The sequence below is a fragment of the Acinetobacter lwoffii genome (assembly GCF_024129115.1).
Taxonomy (GTDB): Bacteria; Pseudomonadota; Gammaproteobacteria; order Pseudomonadales; family Moraxellaceae; genus Acinetobacter; species Acinetobacter lwoffii_T.
Genome location: NZ_JAMXXO010000007.1, coordinates 94,876 through 119,421 on the forward strand (window position 1 = coordinate 94,876; position 24,546 = coordinate 119,421).

The 24,546-nt window shown below is 44.1% G+C and carries 28 protein-coding genes and 1 rRNA gene; 21 read left to right on the plus strand and 8 right to left on the minus strand.

Going from position 1 to position 24,546, the window contains the following annotated elements:
* Positions 1–13: 13 nt before the first annotated feature.
* The 4 genes from NI470_RS07755 (at position 14) to NI470_RS07770 (ending at position 5,083) form a co-directional block, all read left to right on the plus strand.
* Positions 14–1,024 carry an AraC family transcriptional regulator gene (locus NI470_RS07755; protein WP_004645946.1) on the plus strand — a complete coding sequence of 337 codons (1,011 nt, stop codon included), beginning with the start codon at positions 14–16 and terminating at the stop codon, positions 1,022–1,024.
* A gap of 198 nt (positions 1,025–1,222) precedes the next feature.
* Positions 1,223–2,428, plus strand: a complete 1,206-nt coding sequence (locus tag NI470_RS07760; protein ID WP_253148074.1) for an acetyl-CoA C-acetyltransferase — start codon at positions 1,223–1,225, stop codon at positions 2,426–2,428.
* An 11-nt stretch (positions 2,429–2,439) separates the two neighbouring features.
* Positions 2,440–4,575, plus strand: coding sequence for a 3-hydroxyacyl-CoA dehydrogenase NAD-binding domain-containing protein (locus NI470_RS07765; protein ID WP_253148073.1), 2,136 nt, complete (start codon positions 2,440–2,442; stop codon positions 4,573–4,575).
* Between the two features lie 163 nt (positions 4,576–4,738).
* Entirely contained in the window at positions 4,739–5,083 is a 345-nt protein-coding gene (locus NI470_RS07770; protein WP_253148072.1) for a hypothetical protein, read from the plus strand.
* A gap of 68 nt (positions 5,084–5,151) precedes the next feature.
* Here the strand turns inward: NI470_RS07770 and NI470_RS07775 are convergent, their stop codons facing one another.
* Together NI470_RS07775 and NI470_RS07780 are read right to left on the minus strand one after the other, a co-directional pair.
* Positions 5,152–5,583: a GNAT family N-acetyltransferase gene (locus NI470_RS07775; RefSeq protein WP_253148071.1), complete on the minus strand. Its 432-nt coding sequence runs from the start codon at positions 5,581–5,583 to the stop codon at positions 5,152–5,154.
* On the minus strand, positions 5,577–6,800 hold the full coding sequence (locus NI470_RS07780) for a class I SAM-dependent methyltransferase (RefSeq protein WP_253148070.1): 1,224 nt from the start codon (positions 6,798–6,800) through the stop codon (positions 5,577–5,579). Before NI470_RS07780 ends, NI470_RS07775 begins: the two co-directional genes overlap by 7 nt.
* A gap of 102 nt (positions 6,801–6,902) precedes the next feature.
* Between NI470_RS07780 and trhA the strand changes: the two genes are divergently transcribed.
* The 3 genes from trhA to NI470_RS07795 all read left to right on the plus strand — a co-directional run bounded on the left by trhA (position 6,903) and on the right by NI470_RS07795 (position 9,530).
* Entirely contained in the window at positions 6,903–7,547 is a 645-nt protein-coding gene (gene trhA, locus NI470_RS07785; protein WP_168730863.1) for a PAQR family membrane homeostasis protein TrhA, read from the plus strand.
* Positions 7,548–7,689: 142 nt separating this feature from the next.
* The gene (locus tag NI470_RS07790) at positions 7,690–8,997 is read left to right on the plus strand and encodes an MFS transporter (RefSeq protein WP_219308548.1); all 1,308 of its coding nucleotides are present in this window, start codon (positions 7,690–7,692) and stop codon (positions 8,995–8,997) included.
* A gap of 131 nt (positions 8,998–9,128) precedes the next feature.
* Positions 9,129–9,530 carry a hypothetical protein gene (locus tag NI470_RS07795; RefSeq protein WP_216986274.1) on the plus strand — a complete coding sequence of 134 codons (402 nt, stop codon included), beginning with the start codon at positions 9,129–9,131 and terminating at the stop codon, positions 9,528–9,530.
* Positions 9,531–9,554: 24 nt separating this feature from the next.
* Here NI470_RS07795 and NI470_RS07800 read toward each other — a convergent pair whose 3' ends face one another.
* A complete protein-coding gene (locus NI470_RS07800; protein ID WP_004281695.1) occupies positions 9,555–10,565 on the minus strand; it encodes a metallophosphoesterase in 1,011 nt (336 codons plus the stop codon).
* Positions 10,566–10,666: 101 nt separating this feature from the next.
* On the opposite strand from NI470_RS07800, the gene NI470_RS07805 reads away from it, so the two are divergent.
* On the plus strand, positions 10,667–12,301 hold the full coding sequence (locus NI470_RS07805; protein WP_253148069.1) for a phospholipase D family protein: 1,635 nt from the start codon (positions 10,667–10,669) through the stop codon (positions 12,299–12,301).
* Positions 12,302–12,337: 36 nt separating this feature from the next.
* Here NI470_RS07805 and NI470_RS07810 read toward each other — a convergent pair whose 3' ends face one another.
* The gene (locus NI470_RS07810) at positions 12,338–13,147 is read right to left on the minus strand and encodes a lysophospholipid acyltransferase family protein (protein WP_180180537.1); all 810 of its coding nucleotides are present in this window, start codon (positions 13,145–13,147) and stop codon (positions 12,338–12,340) included.
* A 189-nt stretch (positions 13,148–13,336) separates the two neighbouring features.
* On the opposite strand from NI470_RS07810, the gene NI470_RS15780 reads away from it, so the two are divergent.
* The 8 genes from NI470_RS15780 to NI470_RS07845 all read left to right on the plus strand — a co-directional run bounded on the left by NI470_RS15780 (position 13,337) and on the right by NI470_RS07845 (position 18,274).
* Entirely contained in the window at positions 13,337–13,468 is a 132-nt protein-coding gene (locus NI470_RS15780) for a hypothetical protein (RefSeq protein WP_005263660.1), read from the plus strand.
* 77 nt (positions 13,469–13,545) lie between these two features.
* Entirely contained in the window at positions 13,546–14,886 is a 1,341-nt protein-coding gene (gene hflX, locus NI470_RS07815; protein ID WP_253148068.1) for a ribosome rescue GTPase HflX, read from the plus strand.
* A 40-nt stretch (positions 14,887–14,926) separates the two neighbouring features.
* Positions 14,927–15,298, plus strand: a complete 372-nt coding sequence (locus NI470_RS07820) for a hypothetical protein (RefSeq protein ID WP_004281691.1) — start codon at positions 14,927–14,929, stop codon at positions 15,296–15,298.
* A gap of 9 nt (positions 15,299–15,307) precedes the next feature.
* Positions 15,308–15,982 carry an LrgB family protein gene (locus NI470_RS07825; protein ID WP_044111685.1) on the plus strand — a complete coding sequence of 225 codons (675 nt, stop codon included), beginning with the start codon at positions 15,308–15,310 and terminating at the stop codon, positions 15,980–15,982.
* Positions 15,983–16,068: 86 nt separating this feature from the next.
* Complete coding sequence (locus tag NI470_RS07830; RefSeq protein ID WP_005106118.1) at positions 16,069–16,515, plus strand: DUF2147 domain-containing protein; 447 nt, start codon at positions 16,069–16,071, stop codon at positions 16,513–16,515.
* Between the two features lie 204 nt (positions 16,516–16,719).
* The gene (locus tag NI470_RS07835) at positions 16,720–17,169 is read left to right on the plus strand and encodes a DUF2147 domain-containing protein (protein WP_253148067.1); all 450 of its coding nucleotides are present in this window, start codon (positions 16,720–16,722) and stop codon (positions 17,167–17,169) included.
* 60 nt (positions 17,170–17,229) lie between these two features.
* Entirely contained in the window at positions 17,230–17,679 is a 450-nt protein-coding gene (locus NI470_RS07840; protein ID WP_253148066.1) for a DUF2147 domain-containing protein, read from the plus strand.
* Positions 17,680–17,827: 148 nt separating this feature from the next.
* On the plus strand, positions 17,828–18,274 hold the full coding sequence (locus NI470_RS07845; RefSeq protein ID WP_004281686.1) for a DUF2147 domain-containing protein: 447 nt from the start codon (positions 17,828–17,830) through the stop codon (positions 18,272–18,274).
* A gap of 52 nt (positions 18,275–18,326) precedes the next feature.
* Here the strand turns inward: NI470_RS07845 and NI470_RS07850 are convergent, their stop codons facing one another.
* Genes NI470_RS07850 through pdxA form a run of 3 tightly spaced genes read right to left on the minus strand, consistent with a single transcriptional unit; the run spans position 18,327 to position 20,993 of the window.
* On the minus strand, positions 18,327–19,172 hold the full coding sequence (locus NI470_RS07850; RefSeq protein ID WP_253148065.1) for a symmetrical bis(5'-nucleosyl)-tetraphosphatase: 846 nt from the start codon (positions 19,170–19,172) through the stop codon (positions 18,327–18,329).
* A 6-nt stretch (positions 19,173–19,178) separates the two neighbouring features.
* Positions 19,179–19,991, minus strand: coding sequence for a 16S rRNA (adenine(1518)-N(6)/adenine(1519)-N(6))-dimethyltransferase RsmA (rsmA, locus tag NI470_RS07855; RefSeq protein WP_004645966.1), 813 nt, complete (start codon positions 19,989–19,991; stop codon positions 19,179–19,181).
* A 33-nt stretch (positions 19,992–20,024) separates the two neighbouring features.
* Complete coding sequence (pdxA, locus tag NI470_RS07860) at positions 20,025–20,993, minus strand: 4-hydroxythreonine-4-phosphate dehydrogenase PdxA (protein WP_253148064.1); 969 nt, start codon at positions 20,991–20,993, stop codon at positions 20,025–20,027.
* Positions 20,994–21,298: 305 nt separating this feature from the next.
* Here pdxA and rplM point away from each other — a divergent pair, with 305 nt between their 5' ends.
* From rplM to NI470_RS07885, 5 genes are all read left to right on the plus strand, one after another.
* On the plus strand, positions 21,299–21,727 hold the full coding sequence (rplM, locus tag NI470_RS07865) for a 50S ribosomal protein L13 (protein ID WP_004281682.1): 429 nt from the start codon (positions 21,299–21,301) through the stop codon (positions 21,725–21,727).
* Between the two features lie 13 nt (positions 21,728–21,740).
* Positions 21,741–22,127 carry a 30S ribosomal protein S9 gene (gene rpsI / locus NI470_RS07870; RefSeq protein ID WP_004281681.1) on the plus strand — a complete coding sequence of 129 codons (387 nt, stop codon included), beginning with the start codon at positions 21,741–21,743 and terminating at the stop codon, positions 22,125–22,127.
* A 331-nt stretch (positions 22,128–22,458) separates the two neighbouring features.
* The gene (locus NI470_RS07875; RefSeq protein ID WP_213687635.1) at positions 22,459–23,112 is read left to right on the plus strand and encodes a glutathione S-transferase N-terminal domain-containing protein; all 654 of its coding nucleotides are present in this window, start codon (positions 22,459–22,461) and stop codon (positions 23,110–23,112) included.
* Positions 23,113–23,121: 9 nt separating this feature from the next.
* The gene (locus tag NI470_RS07880) at positions 23,122–23,550 is read left to right on the plus strand and encodes a ClpXP protease specificity-enhancing factor (RefSeq protein ID WP_044111678.1); all 429 of its coding nucleotides are present in this window, start codon (positions 23,122–23,124) and stop codon (positions 23,548–23,550) included.
* Between the two features lie 18 nt (positions 23,551–23,568).
* Positions 23,569–24,216, plus strand: coding sequence for a hypothetical protein (locus NI470_RS07885; protein WP_004281678.1), 648 nt, complete (start codon positions 23,569–23,571; stop codon positions 24,214–24,216).
* Between the two features lie 247 nt (positions 24,217–24,463).
* Here NI470_RS07885 and rrf read toward each other — a convergent pair.
* Positions 24,464–24,546: ribosomal RNA gene (gene rrf, locus NI470_RS07890) — 5S ribosomal RNA — on the minus strand; the annotation flags it as partial.

Below are 24,546 nucleotides of genomic sequence, written 5' to 3' on the forward strand. Positions count from 1 at the left end.
TGAAGGATTAAACATGAGTCGTGATACGATCAGTATCCACTTCGTCAATGCTGCCTTATCTGGCGTTAAACGTCTGGGCATGGATGTCGATACTTTATTGTCTCACGTCGGGATTGAAGCAGAGCTGCTGCATCAGCCCAAAGCGCGTATTTCGCCTGAACAATATACCCGCTTTATTAAAATGTTGTGGATGGTGACCCAGGACGAGCATGTCGGCTTTGACAAACAGCAACGCCGTCTGGGTACGTTTGCGATCATGTGCCAGCTGATCATTCATGCCAAAACTCTGGGTGATGCACTGGAACTGTCTTCCCAGTTCTACAAACTCTTTGGTGATGACTGGTCGGTGACCCTGGAACGCGACAAACACGAAGCACGTCTGGTTCCGCTGATTCCAAATGCGATGGATCCGGATCATTTCATTACTGAAAGCATGCTGATGATCTGGCATGGCTTGGCGTCTTGGCTCATTGAGCGTCGCCTGCCACTGGAACGCGTGCATTTTAGCTACCCTCGTCCAGACCATGCCGATGAATATGATGCCTTATTCTTTGCGCCGGTAATGCAGTTCGATATGCCACGCACCGAGATCACTTTTGCTGCGGATTATCTGGATTTGCCAATTCGCCAGAATGAAGAAACTCTGGAAGAATTTTTGAAAGCAGCGCCGGCCCAACTGCTGGTGAAATTCAAAAATACCAACTCACTGACTTCACGTATTCGTGATGTGCTGAAGAGCCAGATTGGCGAAGAAATGCCAACATTAAACGATGTCGCGTCGATGCTTTATCTATCACCGCAAACCTTGCGCCGCCGTCTGGCAGCCGAAGGCAAAAGCTATCAAGGCGTAAAAGATGCCTTGCGCCGTGATGCAGCAATTCACCTGTTACTTAATCCGGATCTGACCCTTGAAGATGTTGCACAACAAGTCGGTTTCAGTGAAACTAGTACTTTCCACCGCGCCTTCAAGAAATGGACCGGTGTAACCCCGGGTCTGTATCGTCAATTGCATGGCTATCATTAATCAAATGATATTGCGAAATAACATTTAAAAATTAAAATCAGTTCTCTCCGCCTAAGCATTAGCTTAGGCTTTTTTATAATTACAATTGGCTAAATCGCTCAATTGATCTGACCCGTTCTCGTCATTGCACTTCAAAAATTAAGGATTACACTCGAATCATTAGAATAATTTTCATTAAATCAATAAAAGGAACATGCTATGAGCGAGGCATATATTATTGACGCCATTCGTACGCCACGCGGAAAAGGCAAAAAAGATGGATCTTTACATCAAGTAAAACCCATTTCATTACTGACTGGCTTACTCAACGAACTTCAGGCTCGTCATCAATTTGATACCTCAAAAGTGGATGATATCGTGCTCGGTTGCGTCACCCCGATTGGTGATCAGGGTGCCGATATTGCCAAAACGGCTGCTATTGCTGCCGGCTGGGACAATGATGTGGCCGGTATACAAATCAACCGTTTTTGTGCTTCCGGTCTGGAAGCGGTCAATCTGGCCGCTCAAAAAGTCCGCTCTGGCTGGGAAGATCTGGTTGTGGCAGGCGGCGTCGAATCCATGTCCCGCGTGCCGATGGGTTCCGACGGCGGCCCTTGGGCGCTGGACCCTGAAACCAATATGGCCTGTGATTTTATTCCGCAAGGCATCGGCGCGGACTTGATTGCCACGATTGACGGTTATACGCGTTCTGATGTAGATCAATTTGCCGAACAATCACAAAAGAAAGCAGCGGCTGCTCAAGCCAATGGTTATTTCAACGCTTCTGTTATCCCGGTAAAAGACAAAGCCGGTGTGGTGATTCTGGACAAAGATGAATTTATCAAACCGACAACAACCGCAGAAGGCCTGGGCAAACTCAATCCAAGTTTCGCCATCATGGGCCAGATGGGCTTTGATGCAATTGCCCTGCAAAAATATCCTGAAGTCGGTGCTGTCAACCATGTGCATCATGCCGGGAATTCTTCAGGCATTGTCGATGGTGCAGCGGTGGTTTTGATCGCATCCGAACAAGCAGTAAAAGAACAAGGTCTGAAGCCACGTGCCAAAGTACTGGCGACGGCACTGGTCGGTGCAGATCCAACCATTATGCTGACCGGCCCTGCCCCGGCCGCTCGTAAGGCCTTGGCGAAAGCCGGTTTAACAATTGATGATATTGACCTGTTTGAAGTCAATGAAGCCTTTGCTGCTGTGGTGATGCGCTTTATCAATGAAATGAAAGTTGATCCTGCCAAGGTGAATGTCAACGGCGGTGCAATTGCCATGGGACATCCACTCGGTGCGACTGGTGCCATGATTTTAGGGACATTACTGGACGAATTAGAACGCCAGGGCAAAAAACGTGGACTAGCCACACTTTGCGTGGGTGGCGGTATGGGCATCGCAACCATTATTGAACTGGTATAAGGAGAAAAATAATGAGCGCAATTCAATATCAAAAAAATGAAGATAATATTGTTATTTTAACGTTTGATTCTCCAAACCAGTCTGCCAATACCATGAATGCCGACTTTCGCACGGCACTGGATGAAGTCGTTGCCCAGTTACAAGCAGATGAAGATATTGCCGGGATTATTTTCCGTTCAGCGAAAAAAACTTTTTTTGCTGGCGGTGATCTGGATGAACTGATTCAAGCCACTCCTGAACATGCAACTGAATTCTTCAATATGATTGAAGCGATGAAAGCCAAACTACGCTATATCGAAACTCGCGGTATTCCTGTCGTTGCTGCATTGAATGGTACGGCGCTTGGCGGTGGCTGGGAAATTGCCCTGTGTGCCCATCATCGTATTGCCCTGAATGACCCTAAAAGCAAATTTGGCCTACCTGAAGTCACACTGGGTTTATTACCAGGTGGCGGTGGTATCGTCCGTAGCGTCCGCCTGCTCGGTCTGCAAAATGCCCTTCCTTTATTGATGGAAGGCAAACAGTTTGGAGTCGACAAAGCCAGATCTTTAGGGTTGATTCACGATCTCGCAGACAGTGCAGATGGACTCTTAGAAAAAGCCATTGCCTGGATCAAAGCCAATCCAAAGTCACAACAACCTTTCGATGTAAAAGGCTATAAAATTCCGGGTGGTAGCCCTTCGACACCAGCAGTTGCCCAGATGCTGGCAATTGCTCCGGCGATGCTGCGCGATAAGACCAAAGGCTGCTACCCTGCACCTGAAGCAATCATGTCAGCTGCGGTAGAAGGTGCACAGGTCGATGTCGATACAGCCCTGACCATTGAATCACGTTACTTTACTTATCTTACCATCGGTCAAATTTCTAAAAATATGATTGGCACCTTCTGGCATGGTCTGAATGCAATCAAGTCCGGCGCCAGTCGCCCTCAAGGTATTGCAGCGTGGAAAGCCACTAAAGTCGGCATTTTGGGCGCAGGCATGATGGGTGCTGGGATCGCCTACGCTACTGCCAGCAAGGGCATACCAGTCGTTCTAAAAGATATTTCATTAGAAGCGGCTGAAAAAGGCAAAGCCTACAGCCAGAAACTGCTGGATAAAAAAGTCGCTCAAGGGCGTTTAACAGCCGAGAAACGAGATCAGTTTTTAAGCCTGATTCAAACGACTGGATCTAATGCAGATCTAGCAGGTTGCGACCTGATCATTGAAGCAGTTTTTGAAAATCCCGCGCTCAAGGCTCAAGTCACGCAAGAGGCAGAGCAATATCTTGCCAGCAACGGCGTGATGGCATCTAATACCTCGACCCTGCCGATTACAGATTTAGCCCAGGCTTCAAAAAATGATCAGAACTTCATCGGCCTGCATTTCTTCAGTCCGGTCGATAAAATGCAGCTGGTGGAAATTATCAAAGGTAAAAACACCTCGGCAGAAACGCTGGCCAAAGCTTTCGATTTCGTGCAGCAAATTGGCAAATTACCGATTGTGGTGAATGACAGCCGGGGATTCTTTACCAGCCGCGTGTTTGGTAGCTTTGTGCAGGAAGGCTTGCATCTGCTGGCAGAAGGTGTGCATCCAGCGCGAATTGAAATGGCTGCACTCAAAGCCGGTATGCCAGTGGGCCCGTTGGCGATTCAGGATGAAGTGTCCTTAACATTATCTGAACATGTAGCCAATGAAAGATACAAAGCTTTAGAAGCACAAGGTCAGACCATCATTAAATCACCCGCTGATGACGTGATTCACAGCATGATTCACGAATTTAACCGTAAAGGTAAGGCTACAGGCGCAGGTTTTTATGATTATCCGGCCGATGCCAAAAAGCAGCTCTGGACTGGCCTCAGCCACTGGAAAAAAGACAACGATATTTCTGAACAGGAAATGATTGACCGCTTCCTGTTTGTACAGGCATTAGATACCGTGCGCTGTCTGGAAGAAGGTGTCCTGGAATCTGTGGTCGATGCCAATGTCGGTTCTATTTTTGGTATTGGCTTTGCCGCCTGGACGGGCGGTGCTGTGCAATTCCTGAATCAGTATGGTTTAGCCAAAGCCGTGACCCGTGCCAAAGTACTTGAAAATAAATATGGCGAACGCTTCAAAGCCCCACAACTCCTCAAAGATCGCGCAGCACACGCCCAGCCCATTCAATAGTGTGGCCACTTAAATAAAAAAGAGGAACGTGTTTCCTCTTTTTTTATCTTTCAGCTTTGCTTCAAACAATGAACAGAGTTATGTGATGACAGATTTTGATCTGCTTTTTGATCAATTTATGTTATAAAGTTACATAAGTTTGGTATCCACGTGGGTAAAACCTATGACTGATCACAGTTCACCTGAAAAATCTCCTTGGGGTTGGAAAGCACTTATTATCTTCTGTATTTTAGGTGGATTATTCATGCTTATTTTTTGGCTCGCGATAAGTAATGAACCAGATTACATGCCAAGCCAGCAAAATAAACAGACTACCCAGCAGCATGCTTTTAAGAATGCGCCGACGATGTCTCCAGAAGCCATTGCCAAAGCGCAAGCGGATCGTGAAGCACGTGAAGCGGCCAATGCTCATCCAGGTACGACAGCCGCTGAACACAATATGTCAGCTGAAGAACATGTCAATATGGATAATGCCGAGCACAGCTCAAATGCAGCGCATGGCCACTGAGCTAGATTCAGTCTATGCCTAAAAAGCGAGGTCAATGCCTCGCTTTTTTGTATTTGAATGGCTGAAAATTAAAGCTTTAAATACATATCAATATGCGGAATTCCACAATCCAGATATTCATCACCTTGAGCTTCAAATCCCAGCGCTTGATAGAAGCCAATGGCCTGCACTTGCGAAGACAGCTTGACCAACTCGCGCTGCTCGGTACGCGCATAGTCAATCACGGCCTGCATCAAGCGTTGACCAACCCCTAAACCGCGTACTGTAGTTAGGACTGCAACCCGACCGATACTGTGATTTGACAATAAGCGTGCTGTTGCAATCGCCTGATCCTGCTGAAAAACAATGAAATGTACAGCAACCGCATCCTCAGCATCCCATTCATCTTCATCTGCAATATGCTGTTCTTGAATAAATACGGCTTCACGAATCGCTTTGGCATACACTGCCAAATCTTTCCAGCTGCCGGACACTATTTTAAGTTCTGGACTATTTAGCATTTAGAACCAATTCCCTTCTGATCCCACTGGTCATTAAGCAACAATTCCAGTGAATGTTTCTGGATCCCATACATCTCTTTTAGTGCCTGTATTTGTACCAGAACTTCCTGATCGGGCTGTTGATAGTCTTTACGCTTTGTCGCCAGAATCATTTTATTTTTACTGGTATGTTCTAGCGCCACAAATTCAAAAACTTTGGTTTCATAGCCATAAGCTTTGAGCAGTAAAGCACGAATGGTATCGGTCAGCATTTCTGCCTGCTGTCCGGCATGAATGCCAAACTGTAACATCGGACTCAGGACTTTCGGTGCTTGTAACTGTGGACGCAATTCCTTATGACAACATGGCGCACACATGATCATCTGTGCATTCAGGCGAATGCCACTATGAATCGCAAAATCTGTCGCTACATCACAGGCATGCAAGGCAATCATCACATCCAGACGTTCTGGCGCATAAGTACGCACATCCCCCTGGAAAAAGTCCAGTTGATCAAAACCAGATTGCTGCGCGACATTCTGACAGAACTCAACCATTTTCGGATTAAGCTCTACTCCAGTGACATACGGCGTTTGACCATGTTTTTGCATATAGTCATATAAAGCACAGGTCAGATAGCCCTTACCCGAACCAAAATCCACCACGCGCAGGCCTTCGGCTTGTGGCTTAATCTGCGCCAAGGCACCTGAGAAAATTTCCACAAACTTATTAATCTGCTTCCATTTGCGCGCCATGCTCGGAATGATTTGCGCTTTTTGATCGGTAATCCCGAGATGCTGGAGAAAGATACTATCCTGATCGACAAAACGTTGTTTAATCCGGTCATGACCTTGTTCAGCAGGCTTCGCCTGATTCATCGCTACTTTATGTTTACTGCGCGTTAACATGGCTTTTTTCTTGTTTTTTTTCAGCTGTAATTCTTCATCGACGGTGATCAGATTGGCTTGTTTGCAACACGCCAGCAGTGAAGTAACCTGAAATAATGCTTCATCCAAAGGATAATTCTTGGTGACATCCTGCGTCTTGTAACGATACAGGCAGCTCAATACGCGCTGTTCATTTAATGTAATGACTCGCAAGGTCATTTTTTCTAAATCCTGCAGTTCACCTTTATACTGGCTTAAGATCAGGCGATCAAATTGATCCCTTTCAACAGCTTGCTGAAAGGTGTCCAAGAATTGCTGTTCCTGATCTGAGAGAGTTGCCAACGTTGACATAGATAAAACCTGAAATGAATTGCGCATCAAGTTTAAATCTTCTTAACCTAAAAGCAAAATTGAATTACTATACAAGTGTATATTTGAAGAAGAATGACAATCATGCAGAATGCTCCACTGGTTCCAGATTATGATCAAAATGAGGAACGGATTAACTATATTAGTCATGGCCTAGGTGCCGGGCTATCCATTGTTGCTGGTATTCTTTTGATTATTAAAGGGTCTTACCTAAGTACTGGACAATGGATTGGACTGTGGGTTTATGCACTGAGCATGATTCTGCTGTTTTCTGCTTCTATGCTCTATCACATGGCCACTGCAGCAGACCGCCGTTATTTTTATAAAAAAGTCGATCATACTGCGATATATTATTTAATCGCCGGAACCTATACCCCTTTCCTGTCAATTGCCATTCCGACCGCCAAAGCCCAGTATTTATTGATTGCGCTGTGGGTGATTGCCCTTCTTGGCACACTTTTCAAGTTCGTTTTCATTCATCGTTTCCAGAAACTTTCTTTGGCGGCTTATCTGGCCATGGGCTGGCTGGCGCTGCTGGTGATTGATGACATGCAGCAATATTTAAGTGCTCAATCTTTAACCTTTCTCATCATTGGTGGACTCGCTTATACCGTGGGTGCATTGTTTTACGCTTTAAAAAGAGTAAGATATACCCACGCTATCTGGCACATATTTGTATTGATAGGCGCAGGATCACATTTTCTGTCTATCTATCTTTACGTGATTTAATCATCTCCTTTTTCATTTCAGTGACCCTGAGCGAGTTGAAGCGAGAAGATTGCAGTTGTTTTTTTAAAAAATTACGCCTTTTTTAAAAAGATTACGCTTTTAAAACTAAGTTTTTTTATTTTTAGTAAGTGTAAGGTTTTCCATGGCGTCGTCTAATTCTGCTGCTCAGCCAGCACAAAATTCAAAATTTCGCGTTTTAACAGCAAGCTTGGTAGGCACCACAATCGAATTCTTCGATTTTTATATTTATGCCACCGCTGCTGTCATTATTTTTCCGTATCTGTTCTTCCCTGCCAGTACAGACCCGATGACCGCAACCATTCAGTCTCTTGCGACTTTTGCCATTGCATTTATTGCCCGTCCGATTGGTGCAGCATTATTTGGTCATTTAGGTGACCGGATCGGACGAAAAGCCACCTTGGTTGCAGCTTTGCTAACTATGGGGATTTCAACCGTTGCGATTGGCCTGTTACCAACTTATGCGCAAATCGGAATTGCTGCGCCATTGTTACTTGCACTGTGCCGTTTAGGTCAGGGCTTGGGTCTAGGTGGTGAATGGTCAGGTGCTGTACTTCTTGCAACTGAAAATGCCCCGGAAGGCAAACGTGCCTGGTATGGCATGTTCCCGCAACTGGGTGCCCCGATTGGCTTTATTCTGGCAACAGGTTCTTTCCTGACACTTGGCGCTTTCATGTCTGAAGCTGACTTTATGGCGTGGGGCTGGCGTATTCCGTTTATCTCAAGTGCCTTGTTGGTGATTGTCGGTTTATGGATTCGTCTAAAATTGCATGAAACCCCTGCTTTCCAGAAAGTGCTGGATAAACAAAAAGAAGTGAACGTTCCTTTTGTTCAGGTGTTTAAAAAGCATTCTCGTATGCTGGTTCTGGGTACGATTGCTGCAATCTGTACATTCGTTGTGTTCTATCTTACTACGGTATTTGCATTGCAATGGGGAACCAAACAACTCGGTTATTCTCGTGAAGAATTCCTGCAATTGCAGTTAGTTGCAACCCTGTGTTTTGCTGCATTTATCCCGCTTTCAGCAGTATTGGCTGAGAAATTTGGCCGTAAGACCACTTCGATTGCGGTATGTGTCATTTCTGCGATCTTCGGTATCTTCTTTGCAGATATGCTTGAATCTGGCAGCACCTTGGTGGTGTTCCTGTTCTTGTGTATTGGTCTGGCGATCATGGGCTTAACTTATGGGCCAATCGGTACTGTATTGTCTGAAATTTTCCCGACTTCAGTACGTTATACGGGTTCTGCATTAACCTTTAACTTGGCAGGTATCTTCGGTGCATCATTTGCACCGCTAATCGCAACCAAGCTGGCAACGGCCTATGGTTTGTCTGCAGTCGGTTATTACCTGACCGCAGCATCTATCCTGTCGCTTGTCGCGTTTTTACTGATTCGTGAAACCAAGAATGATGATGTAAATAATCAGATCTAAGGTTTTAGATCAATTCAAAAGCCAGCACTCGATGCTGGCTTTTTTATGATTTCACAACAAAACTTGGCTACTTATCTTGTTAAATTTGCTCAACAATCAAATGAACTGAATTCAAAAAATGAGGCAAGGCCATGCAGGATCTTATTGAATACCTATCGCAGGAGCAGTTGGTCAATATCATTATTTTGCTGGAAGATGATAAAAAATTAGAAGCTGTTCGCTATATCACCGAGAATACGCCCTTGGATGAAGCTCAGGCACTGCAAGTGATTGATGAAATTGTGCGGGAACATGACGTGGTCATGAAGCATGAAAGTACCGGTCCACGCTTTAGTGATGACGCCGGTGATATCGACCTGGTGACACCGCCACTGGAAATCCCCACCCATCCTAGTTTAAGCACATCCACAGAAGCTGAAATTACTGCACAACAATTACGTGAAAATGTGCCAACCCGAAAAATCGAAAAGAAAATCTGGATGATGGCGGCCATCGCGGTGGTGTTGCTGATTCTGGTCTGGATCATCAGTTAACACGGTACAGAACGCCGACTGAATTTAAATCAGTTCAATAATATCAATGGTAGGCGGCACCCGGAAACGGAAAGGCACACCGACCAAGCCGGTACCGACAGTGACGAACACATCTGCATGTTCATGACGGTACATGCCCTTTTTATGTCCTAAAATTGAAACTTTTTTCATGACGTAATTAGTTAGCCAAGGTAGCTCCACCTGTCCGCCATGGGTATGTCCAGACAGCATCAGAGGGCGCGTCGGCAGTTTCGGAATCATATCGACCGTATCCGGGTTATGCGAAAGAATGACCCAAGGCTTGTCCTGAGGCAAGTCGGGCAAACTGCGCATATCGGCTTTACCAGCCCAGAGATCACCCACGCCCAAAAGTCGGAATTCATCAAATTCAACAATTTGACCTTCAATATCCATAACCTGATTGACTTGCAATGCATAGTGCAACAGTTCCCGAATCGGTGGTCCGGGATATTGCTCATCGTGATTACCATTGACCGAATAAACGGGAGCGTGAATCTCTTTTAAAACTGCCAGTTCCTGTGCCAGTTTATTTTCTGGCTCATAAGTCCAGTCGCCGGCGACCACCACCAAATCAGGTTGAATATGATTTAATTTGTGTACAATTTGTCGCAACTGACGTTCATGACCCGAAAACAAACCGATATGTAAATCTGCAATCAGGGCGATTTTCACCGGCTGCTTTAAACGTTTATCTGCATTGATCTGATATTGTGTCGTTTTCACTTGAATTAAATGCGGCTCGATAAAGCGTGCATAAGTCAAAACCCCACTGAGCAAAAATACAAAAATGGCTTCATGCAGCGAATAATAACCCGTCCACCCAGCATAAATACTGAAGAAAACCAAAGGGATTAATAAATATGCAAGATAAAAAGCCAGCAAATGACCAAAAGCTTTAAAGGGATGAATGGTTTCGGTACGTGATTGGCTCGACCATGCCTGAGCCACAGCCCAGATGGCTAAAATCGCCATTCCCAGATAAAAATAAAACAGTACGGAATTCGAATCCCACATAAATTGGCCTTATTCAGTCGAGCAGCAGATTACTGGCTTTATATTTATCTTTTCATAGCTGGCAATTATACTCAATTCTAATTTTTCATTCTTCGACTTATATGGCCACTGCTCCCCGCGATCAAGTTCATCTTCAATCCTCAGGTTTTATACGCACTCATCGCTATAAAGCCGGCATTTTACTGAGCTGTAGCCTGGTTCTAGGTCTGCCTGCATGTAGCACCTTACCCAAGCAAACCGAACAGCCAAGCCAGATGGCATTTGAAACGGATACATCGCAAACCAGCCTGGCACAAATTGTTGAACCTTTACGTGACCAGAACATCGGTCTGACCGGCTATCGCGTGCTGTATGATCCGCTTGAAGCACTGGCTACTCGGATTCAGCTGATTAATAAAGCGGAACGCAGTCTGGATCTGCAATATTACATCTGGGATAACGACCGGATCGGTGCCCTCGCCCTGCATGCGATTATTCAGGCAGCAGATCGAGGCGTAAAAGTGCGCCTGTTGATGGATGACAATAATGCCAAGAAAATGGAAGGGATTTATCTGGCCTTGAACCAGCATCAGAATATCGATGTCAAACTGTATAACCCCTATCGCTTCCGTAAATACCGCGCCATGGACATGGTGCTGGACTTAAAACGCATTAACCGCCGCATGCATAATAAAAGCTTTATTGCCGATAACCAGATTGCCTTGATTGGCGGGCGCAATATGAGTAACCAGTATTATAATGTCAGTGAAAGCTATCAGTTCTCTGATGTCGATGTGATGCTGGTCGGTGCAGCATCGGATGAAATCATTCATTCCTTCGATGAATACTGGAATGATGATTATGCCTATCCGGTACAAGAGGTGGTGAATCCACGGCATCATGGCTTACGTTTTCCAAGCTTAAAACAACAGCTAGAAACCCATAGTCAGGATCCAGCCACTCAAAATTATCTGGATCTCGCCAATCGTTCCAGAGCCTTTGACCAATGGCTGGAACAAAACATTCAGCTGGATTGGGTGGAAGCCGAAGTAGTCAAAGATCCACCGAGCAAAATCAAAGCCAAGGCCAAAACCGAAGAACACCTGAATTTCCAGTTATTACAGCGCCTGGAAAAACCTGAACAAAGTGTCGATATTGTCTCTGCCTATTTTGTCCCGGAAAAAATTGGTGCAGACCGTTTAAAGAAACTGGCGAATGAAAATATCAAGGTTCGCGTCCTGACCAACTCTTTTAAGGCCAACGACGTTGCTGTGGTGCATGCTTTTTACGCCAAATATCGTCAGGATCTATTGAAAAATGGGGTGCAGCTGTATGAGTTCTTAGCAGCGCCAGAAGCCAATCACCTAAATGCCAATACTGAGGAAATTTCGAAAAAAGCCAAAGTCAGCTTGAAAGGACTGAGTCGTTCTAGCCTGCATGCCAAACTGATGGCGCTGGATCAAAAACAGGTATTTATTGGTTCTTTTAACTTTGATCCGCGTTCAGCCTATTTGAATACTGAAATTGGCGTATTGCTAAACAGTCCGTCTTTGGCACGTGCAGTACACGACACCATGGACAAAAATTTAAGCAAATATGCTTATAAACTGGTGCTGGATGCGAATCAGAACATTAACTGGAAAATCAAGAAAGCCAATGGTGACGTTCAAACGTTTACCAAAGAACCAAAAATGAAATGGTATCAGAAAGCTAGCCTTAAACTGGTGTCTTGGCTGCCAATTGAAGGTTTTATGTAAGCTGGATTCTTTGAACAGAAACCATAAAAAAGCCTCTTATTGAGGCTTTTTTAATACCCGTGACTGAAGTTCAACCAGGCCAGTCTGCATTTTTTCCTGGACCACACGGGTGAGGCTTTCAACCGTATGCCCTTCAGTGGCAATTGCAGGTAAAGCCACTAAATGTGCAATGACTTGCGGCATTTCCAGTACTTTTTTGACATGGGCGGCAAAACTGATGTCATTGACAAACGGCGCAACCATATCCAGTTCGCCCTGCTGATTCACATAACAAATCAGACAGATTTGTACAGGACGCTGCGCTTCAATCGCGGCGCCTAAAATCCGGCCATGCACTTTTTTGATGGCTCGCCCATCAGAAGTCGTCGCTTCAGGAAAGAACAGCACCGGAATATTCTGTTTCAGGAAACCGGTAATTTGTTCACGAATCCTGACGGAATCTCCTGAACCACGTTTAATAAATAAGGTACCCCCTCCCTTGGCCAATTTGCCTAAAATCGGCCAGTTCTCAATTTCTGCTTTTGCCAGAAAAAATACGCGCGCTCCGGAACCCAGAACGGCAATATCCAGCCAGGACACATGATTACTGACCCATAAGGCGGGTTCACGTGGAATCTCGCCATGTACCTGCACTTCGATATTGAATACTTTGCATAACTGGCGGCAAAAATGTTGCACATAGCGCGTATTGGTCGGTTTATTCGGATTTTTATATAAGCCATGACGAAAAACCAAATAAAACCCCTCACTGATGGTGGCCAATGAGGCGGTAATTTTCCGGCTATACAGAAAAAACTTGGCCAAGCCTTCGATATCTGGAGTCTGGTTTTGTACAGTTGAATTCATAAAAACGTCATTAAATCCTAAGCGAGATACAGGGAATATCCACGAATTAAACTCATTCTATACTGTTCATTCGCAACTTGCATTGATAATAAAAATCGACCAATAACATCTATATCTTCAATTTTAATTGGATTAAAAAATCATTCAAACTAAAACTATCGAAATATTAGATTGAAAAGGATCGTAGCCATGCCAGATCAAACCCAGCCCGCGAACGACACACCTCAACCTTTACAAGTGCTCAAATATATTTTGGGCGGCACTTTCATCTATGCCGTGGTACTGGTAACACTTGCACAACTGTTTATCAGCGTACTCTAAACCAAAGCCGCGCTAATTCAGTATCTGCACAGCCCTTTTTCAACTACACTAAAGTTTTCAAGTGGAGATTGGCCTGAGTGGAATATTTACAACAACATCGAGGGAAAGAGCGCGTCATTCTGGTGAGTGTCAGCGTACAGATGCTGGATGACCTTGATGCTGAAGAGTTTCGTTTGCTGGCACAGTCTGCAGATGCTGAAATTCTGGAACATATTCATGCTCAGCGGGTCAAACCTGACGCCAAATTTTTTATCGGCTCCGGCAAGGCAGAAGAAATTGCTGAACGTGTTGAAGAACTGGAGGCCAATCTGGTCATTTTTGACCATGCCCTGACCCCGGCCCAAGCCCGAAATCTGGAACAGGTGATCAAATGCCGTGTGGTCGATCGTACTGAACTGATTCTAGATATTTTTGCCCAGCGTGCCCGTACCTATGAAGGTAAGCTGCAAGTCGAACTGGCACAGCTGCAACATTTATCTTCACGTTTAATTCGTAGTCGTGGCAATCTCGACAGCCAGAAAGGCGGGATTGGTTTACGTGGCCCGGGTGAAACCCTGCTTGAAACAGACCGCCGTTTGCTGCGTATCCGTATGGGACAGCTCAAGGCACGCATTGATAAAGTCCGCCAGACCCGGATGCAAGGCCGTGTTGCCCGTCAAAAAGCGGCTGTGCCGACAGTATCTCTAGTCGGTTATACCAATGCTGGCAAGTCTACCCTGTTTAATTTACTCGCCAATAGCGATGTCTATGCAGCCGATCAGCTGTTTGCCACTTTGGACCCAACCTTACGGCGTCTGGAATGGGATGGGATTGGCAATCTGGTGCTGGCCGATACGGTAGGTTTTGTCCGTAACCTTTCACATTCTCTGGTGGAATCCTTTAAAGCAACTTTGGAGGAAACCGTAGAAGCCACGCTGTTATTGCATGTGATTGATTCAAGCAGCCCAGAAATGCTGGAGCAGATTGAAGCTGTAGAAAAAGTGCTGAAAGAAATTGGTGCAGATGTGCCGATCTTGCAGGTTTACAATAAAATTGACTGTAGCGGTGAAGAAGCCAAAATTATTTATCGACGTCCAGGTGAACCGGAACGGGTCTATGTTTCGGCACATAGTGGCGAAGGTATCGACCTGCTGCGTAAAGCAGTACATGAGTCCTTGATGGGGCAACTGCAGTCCTTCGATTTAATTCTCAAACCCGCCTATGGCAAGCTGCGCAACCAGCTGTACAGCTTGAATGTGATTCAGTCTGAACATTATGATGATGAAGGCCAGCTGCATCTACACATTCGAATTGCACCACAAAAACTGGAACAATTGATTAAACAGGCGCATTTACCTTTAGACGAAATTTTGGGCAAACAGGCGCAGCAGTTTCAACGTCCACTGGAAGCGTTTGAAATCCAGTCAAAGATCGAGTAAAACTTGATAAGTAAACTTATTAATATTAATGATCATAGCAATGAACTGGATAAAACGAATAGATTGGCCAGCATGGATCGGCACCCTGTTACTTATTATTGTCTTTCGGGAAGCTTCGGTCTGGTTAATGACCCAACTGAATCATCCTGAATTAGGCAATCTGGTCGGGTTATTGAGTCTTTTAATTGCGCTGTTTACCTGGCGCTACTTTGGCAAACTCCCCGCCCGCCTTGTGGATACCAATAACAAACTGATGAAGGAAAGCGCCTTTGCTTTCCTGCCTGTCAGTGCAGGTGCACTAATGATGCTGGTACATATGGGCCAGAAAATTCCGGCCTTTCTGTTCATCATGTTTTTCAGCACCCTGATTCCTTTATGGATTTACGCCAAAATGGCCAAGCGCTGGTTATAGGAGTTCCGCATGTTATCTATTTTGTATGGCTTTGCGGTTACGCTCAGCGCCTATCTGATTGCCAAACCCTGTAACCGGTTCATACCGCAAATTCCCGTCATCGTGTTCAGCATGTTCTTTGTACTGGCGATTTTATTTGTGCTGGGCATTCCCTATGAAAATTACATGGATGAAGTTAATCCTCTCTTCAACCATTTACTCGGCTATGTGACCGTCGCATTGGCTATCCCTCTGGCCGCGATGCGCTATGATGACCTGCCGCTCAAGGCCATTATCGGCATTTTAGTTTTTGCCAGTATTAGTGCTGTCGCCTTGCCGATGGGACTGGCTTATCTGCTGCATATGTCCTCTGCAGACATTATGGCGTTTGCTACCCGTGCCGTGACTACTCCAATTGCGATTAATATTGCCACCCTGCTGGATGCACCCATCAGCATGGTCATTCTGATCGTGATTCTTTCTGGTGTGATTGGTGCAGCTTTTTCTCCATTTATTCTGAGACATATCAATGATGAACGTGCCTCCGGATTGGCTTTAGGACTGGCTGCACATGCCATTGGTACAGCTCAGGCCTGGCAGCGCGGCAGTGTTGCAGGTCGTTATGCTGCTTTTGGCATGGCGGTAAATGCGGTCTTCACCGCGATCTGGTTGCCAACTTTTATACTTTATTTGCAAAAAATGTGACTAGTGAATCAAATTATTCATTTGTTTTATAGGGTAATCGTTCTTACTATAGAGTAAGAACACTAATCTCAACTAGGAACAGATATATGAAAAAGGTTCAATTCTTTTCAACTTTACTTTTAGCCTCTTTCAGCCATCTGGCTTTGGCCTCTGACCTTTCAGGGACATGGAGAAATATTGACGACAAAACTGGTTCACCTAAAGCATTCCTCGAAATTCGTGAGACGGCTTCCGGCGTCTATGCTGCCAAGATCACAAAAATCACCCCGCGTCCTGGATATACCCCGAAAGAAAACTGTGTGTCCTGTCCTGCACCTTATACCAATAAACCTATTCTCGGCCTGGATGTGCTCACTGGCTTAAAGCACGTCGGCAATAACAGTTTTGCTCAAGGCAAGCTGCTTGATCCATTATCAGGGAATCTTTATAACACCAAAGCAAAATTAAGTGCTAATGGGAAACGTCTGATCCTACGCGGCTATATCGGCGTTTCAGCACTAGGCCGTAGTCAAACCTGGATTAAGCAGGATTAATTCCTGCTTTATTAAATAAAATGTGACGGGGTTATGCTTTAGTAGATAGAAGCTTGCATTTTAATGCATTAAGTTGTATGAATATTAAACATATGCTTTTTTTATGCAATATAGATTATGAAAGTGCATTAACGTAGTTTGCGTCAACATTCACCACATGGAATTAGGTGAATGTTCATAAAAAAATAAGGATAAGGATATCGCATGTATAAAATCGCAATTTTAACTGTTTTTTCAGCTTCTTTATTCACAGGCTCTATGGCCTTTGCTCAGGAGTTATCTGGTCTCTGGCAACAGATTGATGATAAAACCGGCTCACCTAAAGCATTGATTGAAATGAAAACGCAGGCTGATGGCTCCTATACCGGAACGATTACTAAAGTCACACCTCGCCCAGGTTATACACCACGAGAAAAATGTGTCAAATGTCCATCACCTTATACCGATAAACCGATTTTGGGATTAGACGTTATTAGAGGACTGAAACCCACCACCAAAAATAACTATGCACATGGCCGGGTACTCGATCCACTCACCGGCAAAATTTATGATTTAAAAGGGCGGATTTCTGCTAATGGGAAACGACTGACTTTACGTGGATATATCGGGATATCTGCAATTGGTCGCACACAAACCTGGATTCGCCAGGATTAATAAAAACAGCACTTTTGTGTTGGGGATATTTTATTCATCTATAAAAAAGGGATAAATATAATGAAACAAACTAAATTAGGATTAATGTTCATCGCTGCACTGATGACTGGAACTGCTTATGCACAGGATCTGACTGGCATCTGGCAGCAAATTGATGATAAAACCGGCTCACCAAAAGCAATTATTGAAATTCGTCAAAATGATAATGGAACTTTTGCTGGAAAAATTATCAAAGTGACTCCACGTCTAGGCTATACTCCACAAAAGACCTGCAATAAATGTCCCGCGCCTTATACCAATCAGCCGATCATGGGCATGGATGTATTGACTGGCTTAAAACATGTGGAAGGCACCAACAATTATGAAAAAGGTAAAGTGATTGATCCATTGGCAGGTAAAGTTTATGACGCTCGAGTGCGTCTAAATGCCAATGGTAAACGTTTAACCTTGCGTGGTTATGTGGGTGTGTCCGCTTTAGGCCGTAGCCAGACCTGGATTCGCCAAGATTAATACCTAATTCTCATTATTCAAAAAAGCTGCCAAATTGGCAGCTTTTTTTTAGTGTATCAACTCTATAGTATGCAGATAAGTGTTGACTATTTTAGTAAGATTTCTAACATGAGCGGGCGATGATAAAAATTCTTTGGAATGACTCTCTATGTTTAAAAAAATATTACTTGCCGCGCTTACAGCAGGATGTATGACCAATCTTTGGGCAGACGATATTACCGGGACCTGGCAACAAATTGATGATAAAACGGGAGCGGCTAAAGCGATTATCGTTATTAGCAAAGAAGCAAATAATACCTATTCAGGCAAAATTGTAAAAATCACGCCTCGCCCAGATTATAATCCACGTGAAAAATGCAATAACTGCCCTGCACCTTATACCAATCAGCCTATTTTAGGCATGACCATTTTAAAAGGCCTAAAACTGGTTGAAGGCACCAAGAACTATGACAAAGGTCGTATTATCGACCCATTGGCAGGTAAAATTTATGATGCAAAAATGCGTTTAAACAATACCGGTAAACGTTTAACCTTACGTGCCAGCATTGGCGTTTCAGTTCTAGGCCGTAACCAGACCTGGATTCGAGCAGACTAAATTTTAAAACTAAAAAAGCCACGTAATCACGTGGCTTTTTTAATAGCTTTACTTACATCACCGGATTATCTACTGCAAACATCTGCTGATCTTCTAGGCGGAATGCCATCAGTTGATTACCCCAGACACAACCGCCATCTACATTCTGAATCTTGTTCGAAATGGTTTTACCATTCAAGGCGGCCCAGTGACCAAACAGGATCTGATGACTTTTCGCAGCCTGTGATTCAAACTCAAACCAAGGTTTAAAACCTTCCGGCATTGGATCATCCAGCGCATCTTTAAAGCTGTATTCCAGACGTCCCTCTACATCGGTTAAACGCATACGGGTCAAGTAATTCACGATACAGCGAATACGTTCATGGCCTTGTAGCTGATCCGACCAGAGTGCTGGTTCTTTCCCAAACATTTCTTTCAGGAAATCATCCAGCACCTCAAGGTCATCATGAGCAATGATTGCTTCAACTTCTTGTGCCAATTGAGCAGTTTTTTCTGCACTCCAGATATTCGGGATCCCAGCATGCGTCAGAACAGTCTGCTCATTTGGAAATAGACACATTGGCTGTTTGCGCAGCCATTCAATCAAGTCATCACTGTCGATCGCATCAATCACATCACGGACATTGTCTTTTTCTTTCACCGGTTTGATGCCGCGGGCATAAGCCAGCAAAGTCAAATCATGATTTCCCAAGACCGTCGCAGCCGCACCTTGCTCAGCCAGCTTTTTGATAAACCGCAATGCTGCAATTGAGTTTTCACCACGTGCAACCAAATCTCCGGCAAACCAGATAAAATCTCGTTCTGCATCAAACTGGATTTCTTTGAGTAAAGCTTTCAAAGCCTCAAAACAGCCTTGAACATCCCCAATCACATAATTATATCGAGCAGTGCGGTTCATCGTAATTTATGCCACCATTTGATCTGAAAGTGCAACAAACTGTTCAAGGGTCAGGGTTTCTGGACGTGCCATCGGATCAACACCCGCTTTTTCAAAACCTTCTTCGACCAGCATACCCTTCAAGCTGTTACGCAGAGTTTTACGACGCTGGGTAAAGACATGCGATACCAGACGTGCCAGCGCTTTTTCATTCTTCGCCACAATCGGTTTAACTTTATAAGGCTCTAAACGGAATACCGCTGAGGTCACTTTTGGAGGCGGATTAAAAGATCCAGGTGGCACTTCGAACAGGAAAGTCGGTTTACAGAAATATTGAATCATCACCGACAGACGGCCATATTCTTTGGTATTCGGTGATGCGGTAATGCGGTCTACCACTTCTTTTTGCAGCATGAAATGCATGTCTTGCACTTTGTCACCAAATTCCAAGAGATGGAATAACAGTGGCGTTGAAATATTATAGGGCAAGTTACCGACCACACGTAATGGACGATCTTCCTGGAACAACTGAGAATAATCGTATCTCAAGGCATCGGCTTCAATAATGGTTAAACGTTCCGGATGCGGCACACGACCCGGCAGGCCAGCAGCCAGATCACGATCCAGCTCAAGTACGGTTAAGGCATCACATTCACCAATTAAAGGTGAAGTCAAAGCGGCCAGACCCGGGCCAATTTCCAGAATGTTCTGACCTGGACGCGGATTGACTGAGCGTACAATTTTGGCAATGACACGCTGGTCATGTAAAAAGTTTTGACCAAATCTTTTTCGAGCCTGATGCCCTTCATCTTTTGGGTTTAAGGCATTAATTTGATACATAAAAACATTTCCAACGTGAGTGATGAACAATAATCAGTGGCGCGCCAGATCGAGGGCTAAATCGACAGCAACGTGCAGGCTGGAACTTTTCGCAAGTCCCGTCCCCGCAAGGGAGAGTGCTGTGCCATGATCAACAGAAGTTCGAATAAACGGTAAGCCGAGGGTAATATTAATGGCTTCACCAAAGCCCTGTGATTTTAACACAGGTAAGCCCTGATCGTGATACATCGCCAGAACAGCATCAGCATCTTTTAGGTTTTCTGGAGTAAATAAAGTATCAGCAGGTAGGCTTAAACTCATGTTGATACCTTGGGCACGATAGCTTTCGAGTACCGGATTGATCACTTCAATTTCTTCCATCCCCAAATAACCGCCCTCCCCGGCATGCGGATTTAAACCGCAAACCAGTATATTCGGCTGTTCAATCTTGAATTTGGATTTCAGGTCGTGAATCAGAATATCAATCACCTGATGCAAGCGTTCAGGCGTAATCGCATCTGCCACGGCACGAAGCGGAAGATGGGTAGTGGCCAAGGCCACGCGTAAAGTTTTGGTGGCCAGCATCATGACTACACGTGGAACACCAGCAAATTCCTGGTAATACTCGGTATGACCACTAAAAGAAATGCCTGCTTCATTAATTACAGATTTTTGTACAGGCGCAGTCGCGACGCCGACACTTTTTCCTGACATGGCATAGTCTGCGGATCGACGAAGTTGCTCCAGCACATAAGCAGCATTGTTCGGATTCAATTCGCCCAATACGACGTCTTGCTGCAAGGGTACATGCTCTACAAAAAGCTGACCTTTGTCTGAAGAAGCATCCTGTCCTGTATAGTCAATCAGTTCAACTGCTAATTTGAGTGTCTCAGCACGTTGCTGCAGCATCCTCTTATCAGCCAAAACCACAATCGAGCGCTCATCAATACGATCTGCTAGGCTCAGGCAAATATCAGGACCAATTCCGGCAGGTTCCCCACTGGTGACATATAAAGGCAGCATCATCTTCTCAATTTGGCAAAGCTAAAAAATATTATAACCCGATCACGCCTACGCTGTAGTGATCATTGCAAAGAGTACTTATAAATCAATATTTTGATACGATTGAAATTATGGTTACAAATATAGTTGCAGTTTTTGTAGCATATAAAGGCTTAGGTCTTTCTTTCACCAAGGAGATTAGATAAAATACAGCGCTTGAAATTTTAATTTTCATTTGTGATTCTTCACGTATTCGTTTAGAATCGCGTCTCCTTTAGTTTGGACAGATTCCATAGTCCAAACCAACTATAATAGGTAGTGGTTTAATGAAAACTCTCAGCGCTAAGCCAGCTGAAGTTCAACACGACTGGTACGTTGTTGATGCTTCTGGCAAAACTTTAGGTCGCCTTGCGACTGAAATCGCTCGTCGTTTACGCGGTAAGCATAAAACTTCTTATACTCCTCACGTTGACACTGGCGACTACATCGTTGTTATCAATGCTGAAGAAATCACTGTGACTGGTAAAAAGTCACAAGATAAGAAATACTATCGCCACACTGGTTTCCCTGGTGGTATCCGTGAGACTAACTTTGAAAAGTTAATCGCTCACAAACCAGAAGCAGTTCTAGAAAAAGCTGTTAAAGGTATGTTACCTAAAGGTCCTCTTGGTTATGCAATGATCAAGAAAATGAAAGTGTATGCAGGTACTGAGCATCCACATGCTGCTCAACAGCCACAAGTTTTGGACATCTAAGGGATAACAGCACATGGCTACTAATTATGGTACAGGTCGCCGTAAGACCGCAACTGCACGTGTTTTCCTATCAGCTGGTACTGGTAAACTCGTAATTAACAACCGTACTCTTGAACAGTATTTCGGTCGTGAAACTGCTCGTATGGTTGTTAACCAACCACTTGAGCTTCTTGAAGCTACTGACAAATATGACCTTTACATCACTGTTGCTGGTGGTGGTATTGGTGGTCAAGCAGGCGCTATCCGTCACGGTATTACTCGTGCATTGATCGCTTCTGACGAAACTTTAAAACCTGCTCTTCGTCAAGCTGGTTTCGTTACTCGTGATGCTCGTGAAGTTGAACGTAAGAAACTTGGTTTACGTAAAGCTCGTAAACGTCCTCAGTTCTCTAAACGTTAATTCGTTTACCGAATCGGACAAAAAACCCTGGATTTTCCAGGGTTTTTTTATGGCGGTTAGTGGGTCATTTAGAACTTTTTTCTTGTTATTGTTCATGTACATCCTTACCCCATACCCCTTCGTGACACCAGAATGACTTCATCAAATAATAATTTGCGATCCCAATACAGATAAACAGCAAAATGACAGGAAGCTTGATCAGCATCTTATTTTCCTCCAGTTGTTTTTCTTATAATCTACCTCGGCTCAAGCCGATTGATCCTTGATGCTTGGTGCTTTTTAGGTTGAATTTTAGTATCCTAGTCTATTCATTAGAAGCTCATCAGGATTTATGTCAGTCGAAAGCGCGCCTCTTCAAGGAATCACTCTCTATAGTCATGCCGATGACTTTCGTTCCCATTGGATTCGCTATGTGCTTACCGAAAAACAGATTAAATATAACCTGATTTTGGTGGATGCCGATGATGAGGATCTCGCCAGTCTCAATCCTTATAATCAATTGCCGATGCTGATCGAAAATGAACTTAAATTATTTAATACTTCGATTATCTCAGAATATGTAGATGATCGTTATCGTCAGAATAAACTGTATGCCGATGCTCCAATGCCCCGCGCAGAGCAACGACAATACATCTGGCGCTTTGAAAATGACTGGTTAAAGCTGGCTGATATCATGTTACGCCATCCTGATACTCTAGATAAGAAAGCCAGAACTCAGGCACAAAAGCAGTTACAGGATATCCTGATTTCACTGATGCCACTCTTCCAGCATTTTCCCTATTTTATGTCTGAACAATTTAGTATCCTGGATTGTATGCTGGCACCAATTTTTATCCGTCTGAAACAGATGGGTGTAGAATTACCACAGCAGCAATGCCGTCTGTTTTATTTATATTGCCAACGAATTTTCAGTCGTCCTGCCTTTGTAAAATCCATGACATTGCAGGAAAAGAACCGTTATTCAGCGCAACTCAAGCATCCGTAGAGAAACATCATGTCCGAACAAGAATTCAGCCTTAGCCCTACCCGTCCCTATATGGCACGTGCAATCTATGAGTGGGTTTGCGATAACAATATGACGCCTTACCTGCTGGTGGATGCCACACGCCCAAATACCATGGTTCCTGAGCAGTTTATTAAAGATGGACAGATTGTTCTGAATATTGTGCCACATGCCGTGCATGCGCTGCATATGAGCAATGATGCCATTAGCTTCTCGGCTCGCTTTGGTGGCGTTTCTCGTGATATTTATGTGCCTATGGCAGCAGTACTCGGTATTTATGCACGTGAAAATGGTCAAGGTTTATTCTTTGATCCAGGTGAATATGAGCATACACAAAATGATGAAGATGCTTTAAAATCAAGCACTGAAGAACAAACTGAACAACCAAAGAAAAAACCGACTTTAAGACTATTAGATTAAAAATAATGGAGCAAGTGAATGGCTTTTGATTTAGTACAATATTTTGTTGAACAGATAGAGACTCAAAAGCCTGAGCTTCTAAAAGAATATACAAAAGAAGAAAGACGAAAATATATATCAGAAATCAATGCCTTAACTTTAGGAAAACTTATTACTGAATGGCGTCATAACCCACAAAAAATTTATAATGAAATCAATCATCCTGATGAATTATATATCCTGGAAATCGTGCGTCATCTCGCTACCAGTCCGGAAAATCAATCTACCTTGGATCGAGCTCAGCTTGAGCACAGTACTTCAGAAATTTTTCATTTACAACTTATCGAATTAAAACAACTGCATGATACCGGCAATCATAATATCCATAGCATCCAGGAATTACTGACCGGGCAAATTGAACATTTATCTGGTCAAGCAGATGATTGGGTTTGGACAACAAACAAGCTAACAGAACTCAAAGGCTCTAAACCAATTGTGCAAGAAGAGCTATCATTGGAAGCATCAATGAAGGAGTTTAATCAAATGGTAAGCCAGAATCAACAGCATCAAGATGTCGAAGAAGTCATTGTTATCAATACCCCAACATGGGCAAAAATTGTTGAACCCATCGTGGCGATTGTCATTCTTTGGGTATTAATCGCAGCCGTAATGCGCGTGTTTGGCTAAAATAGTCTGCAATAAAAAACCAGCGAATCGCTGGTTTTTTATTTTGTAAGGTTTATAAGATCAGCTTGTAAACTCTTATAGCGCTAGTTTTACAGAGATCCCAATAGGTCAAACAAATTAACAGGAATTCTCTGTCTCAGAAGAATCTGATCAACTTTGAGATATAGATATGTTAAATATCTTATCTAAAATTCCACGCATAAAAAAATCCCCCTCTGCTAATGCGGAGGGGGATTTTCGAATAATGAGCTGGCGATGACTTACTCTCACATGGGTAACCCCACACTACCATCAGCGCTAAGAGGTTTCACTTCTGAGTTCGGGAAGGGA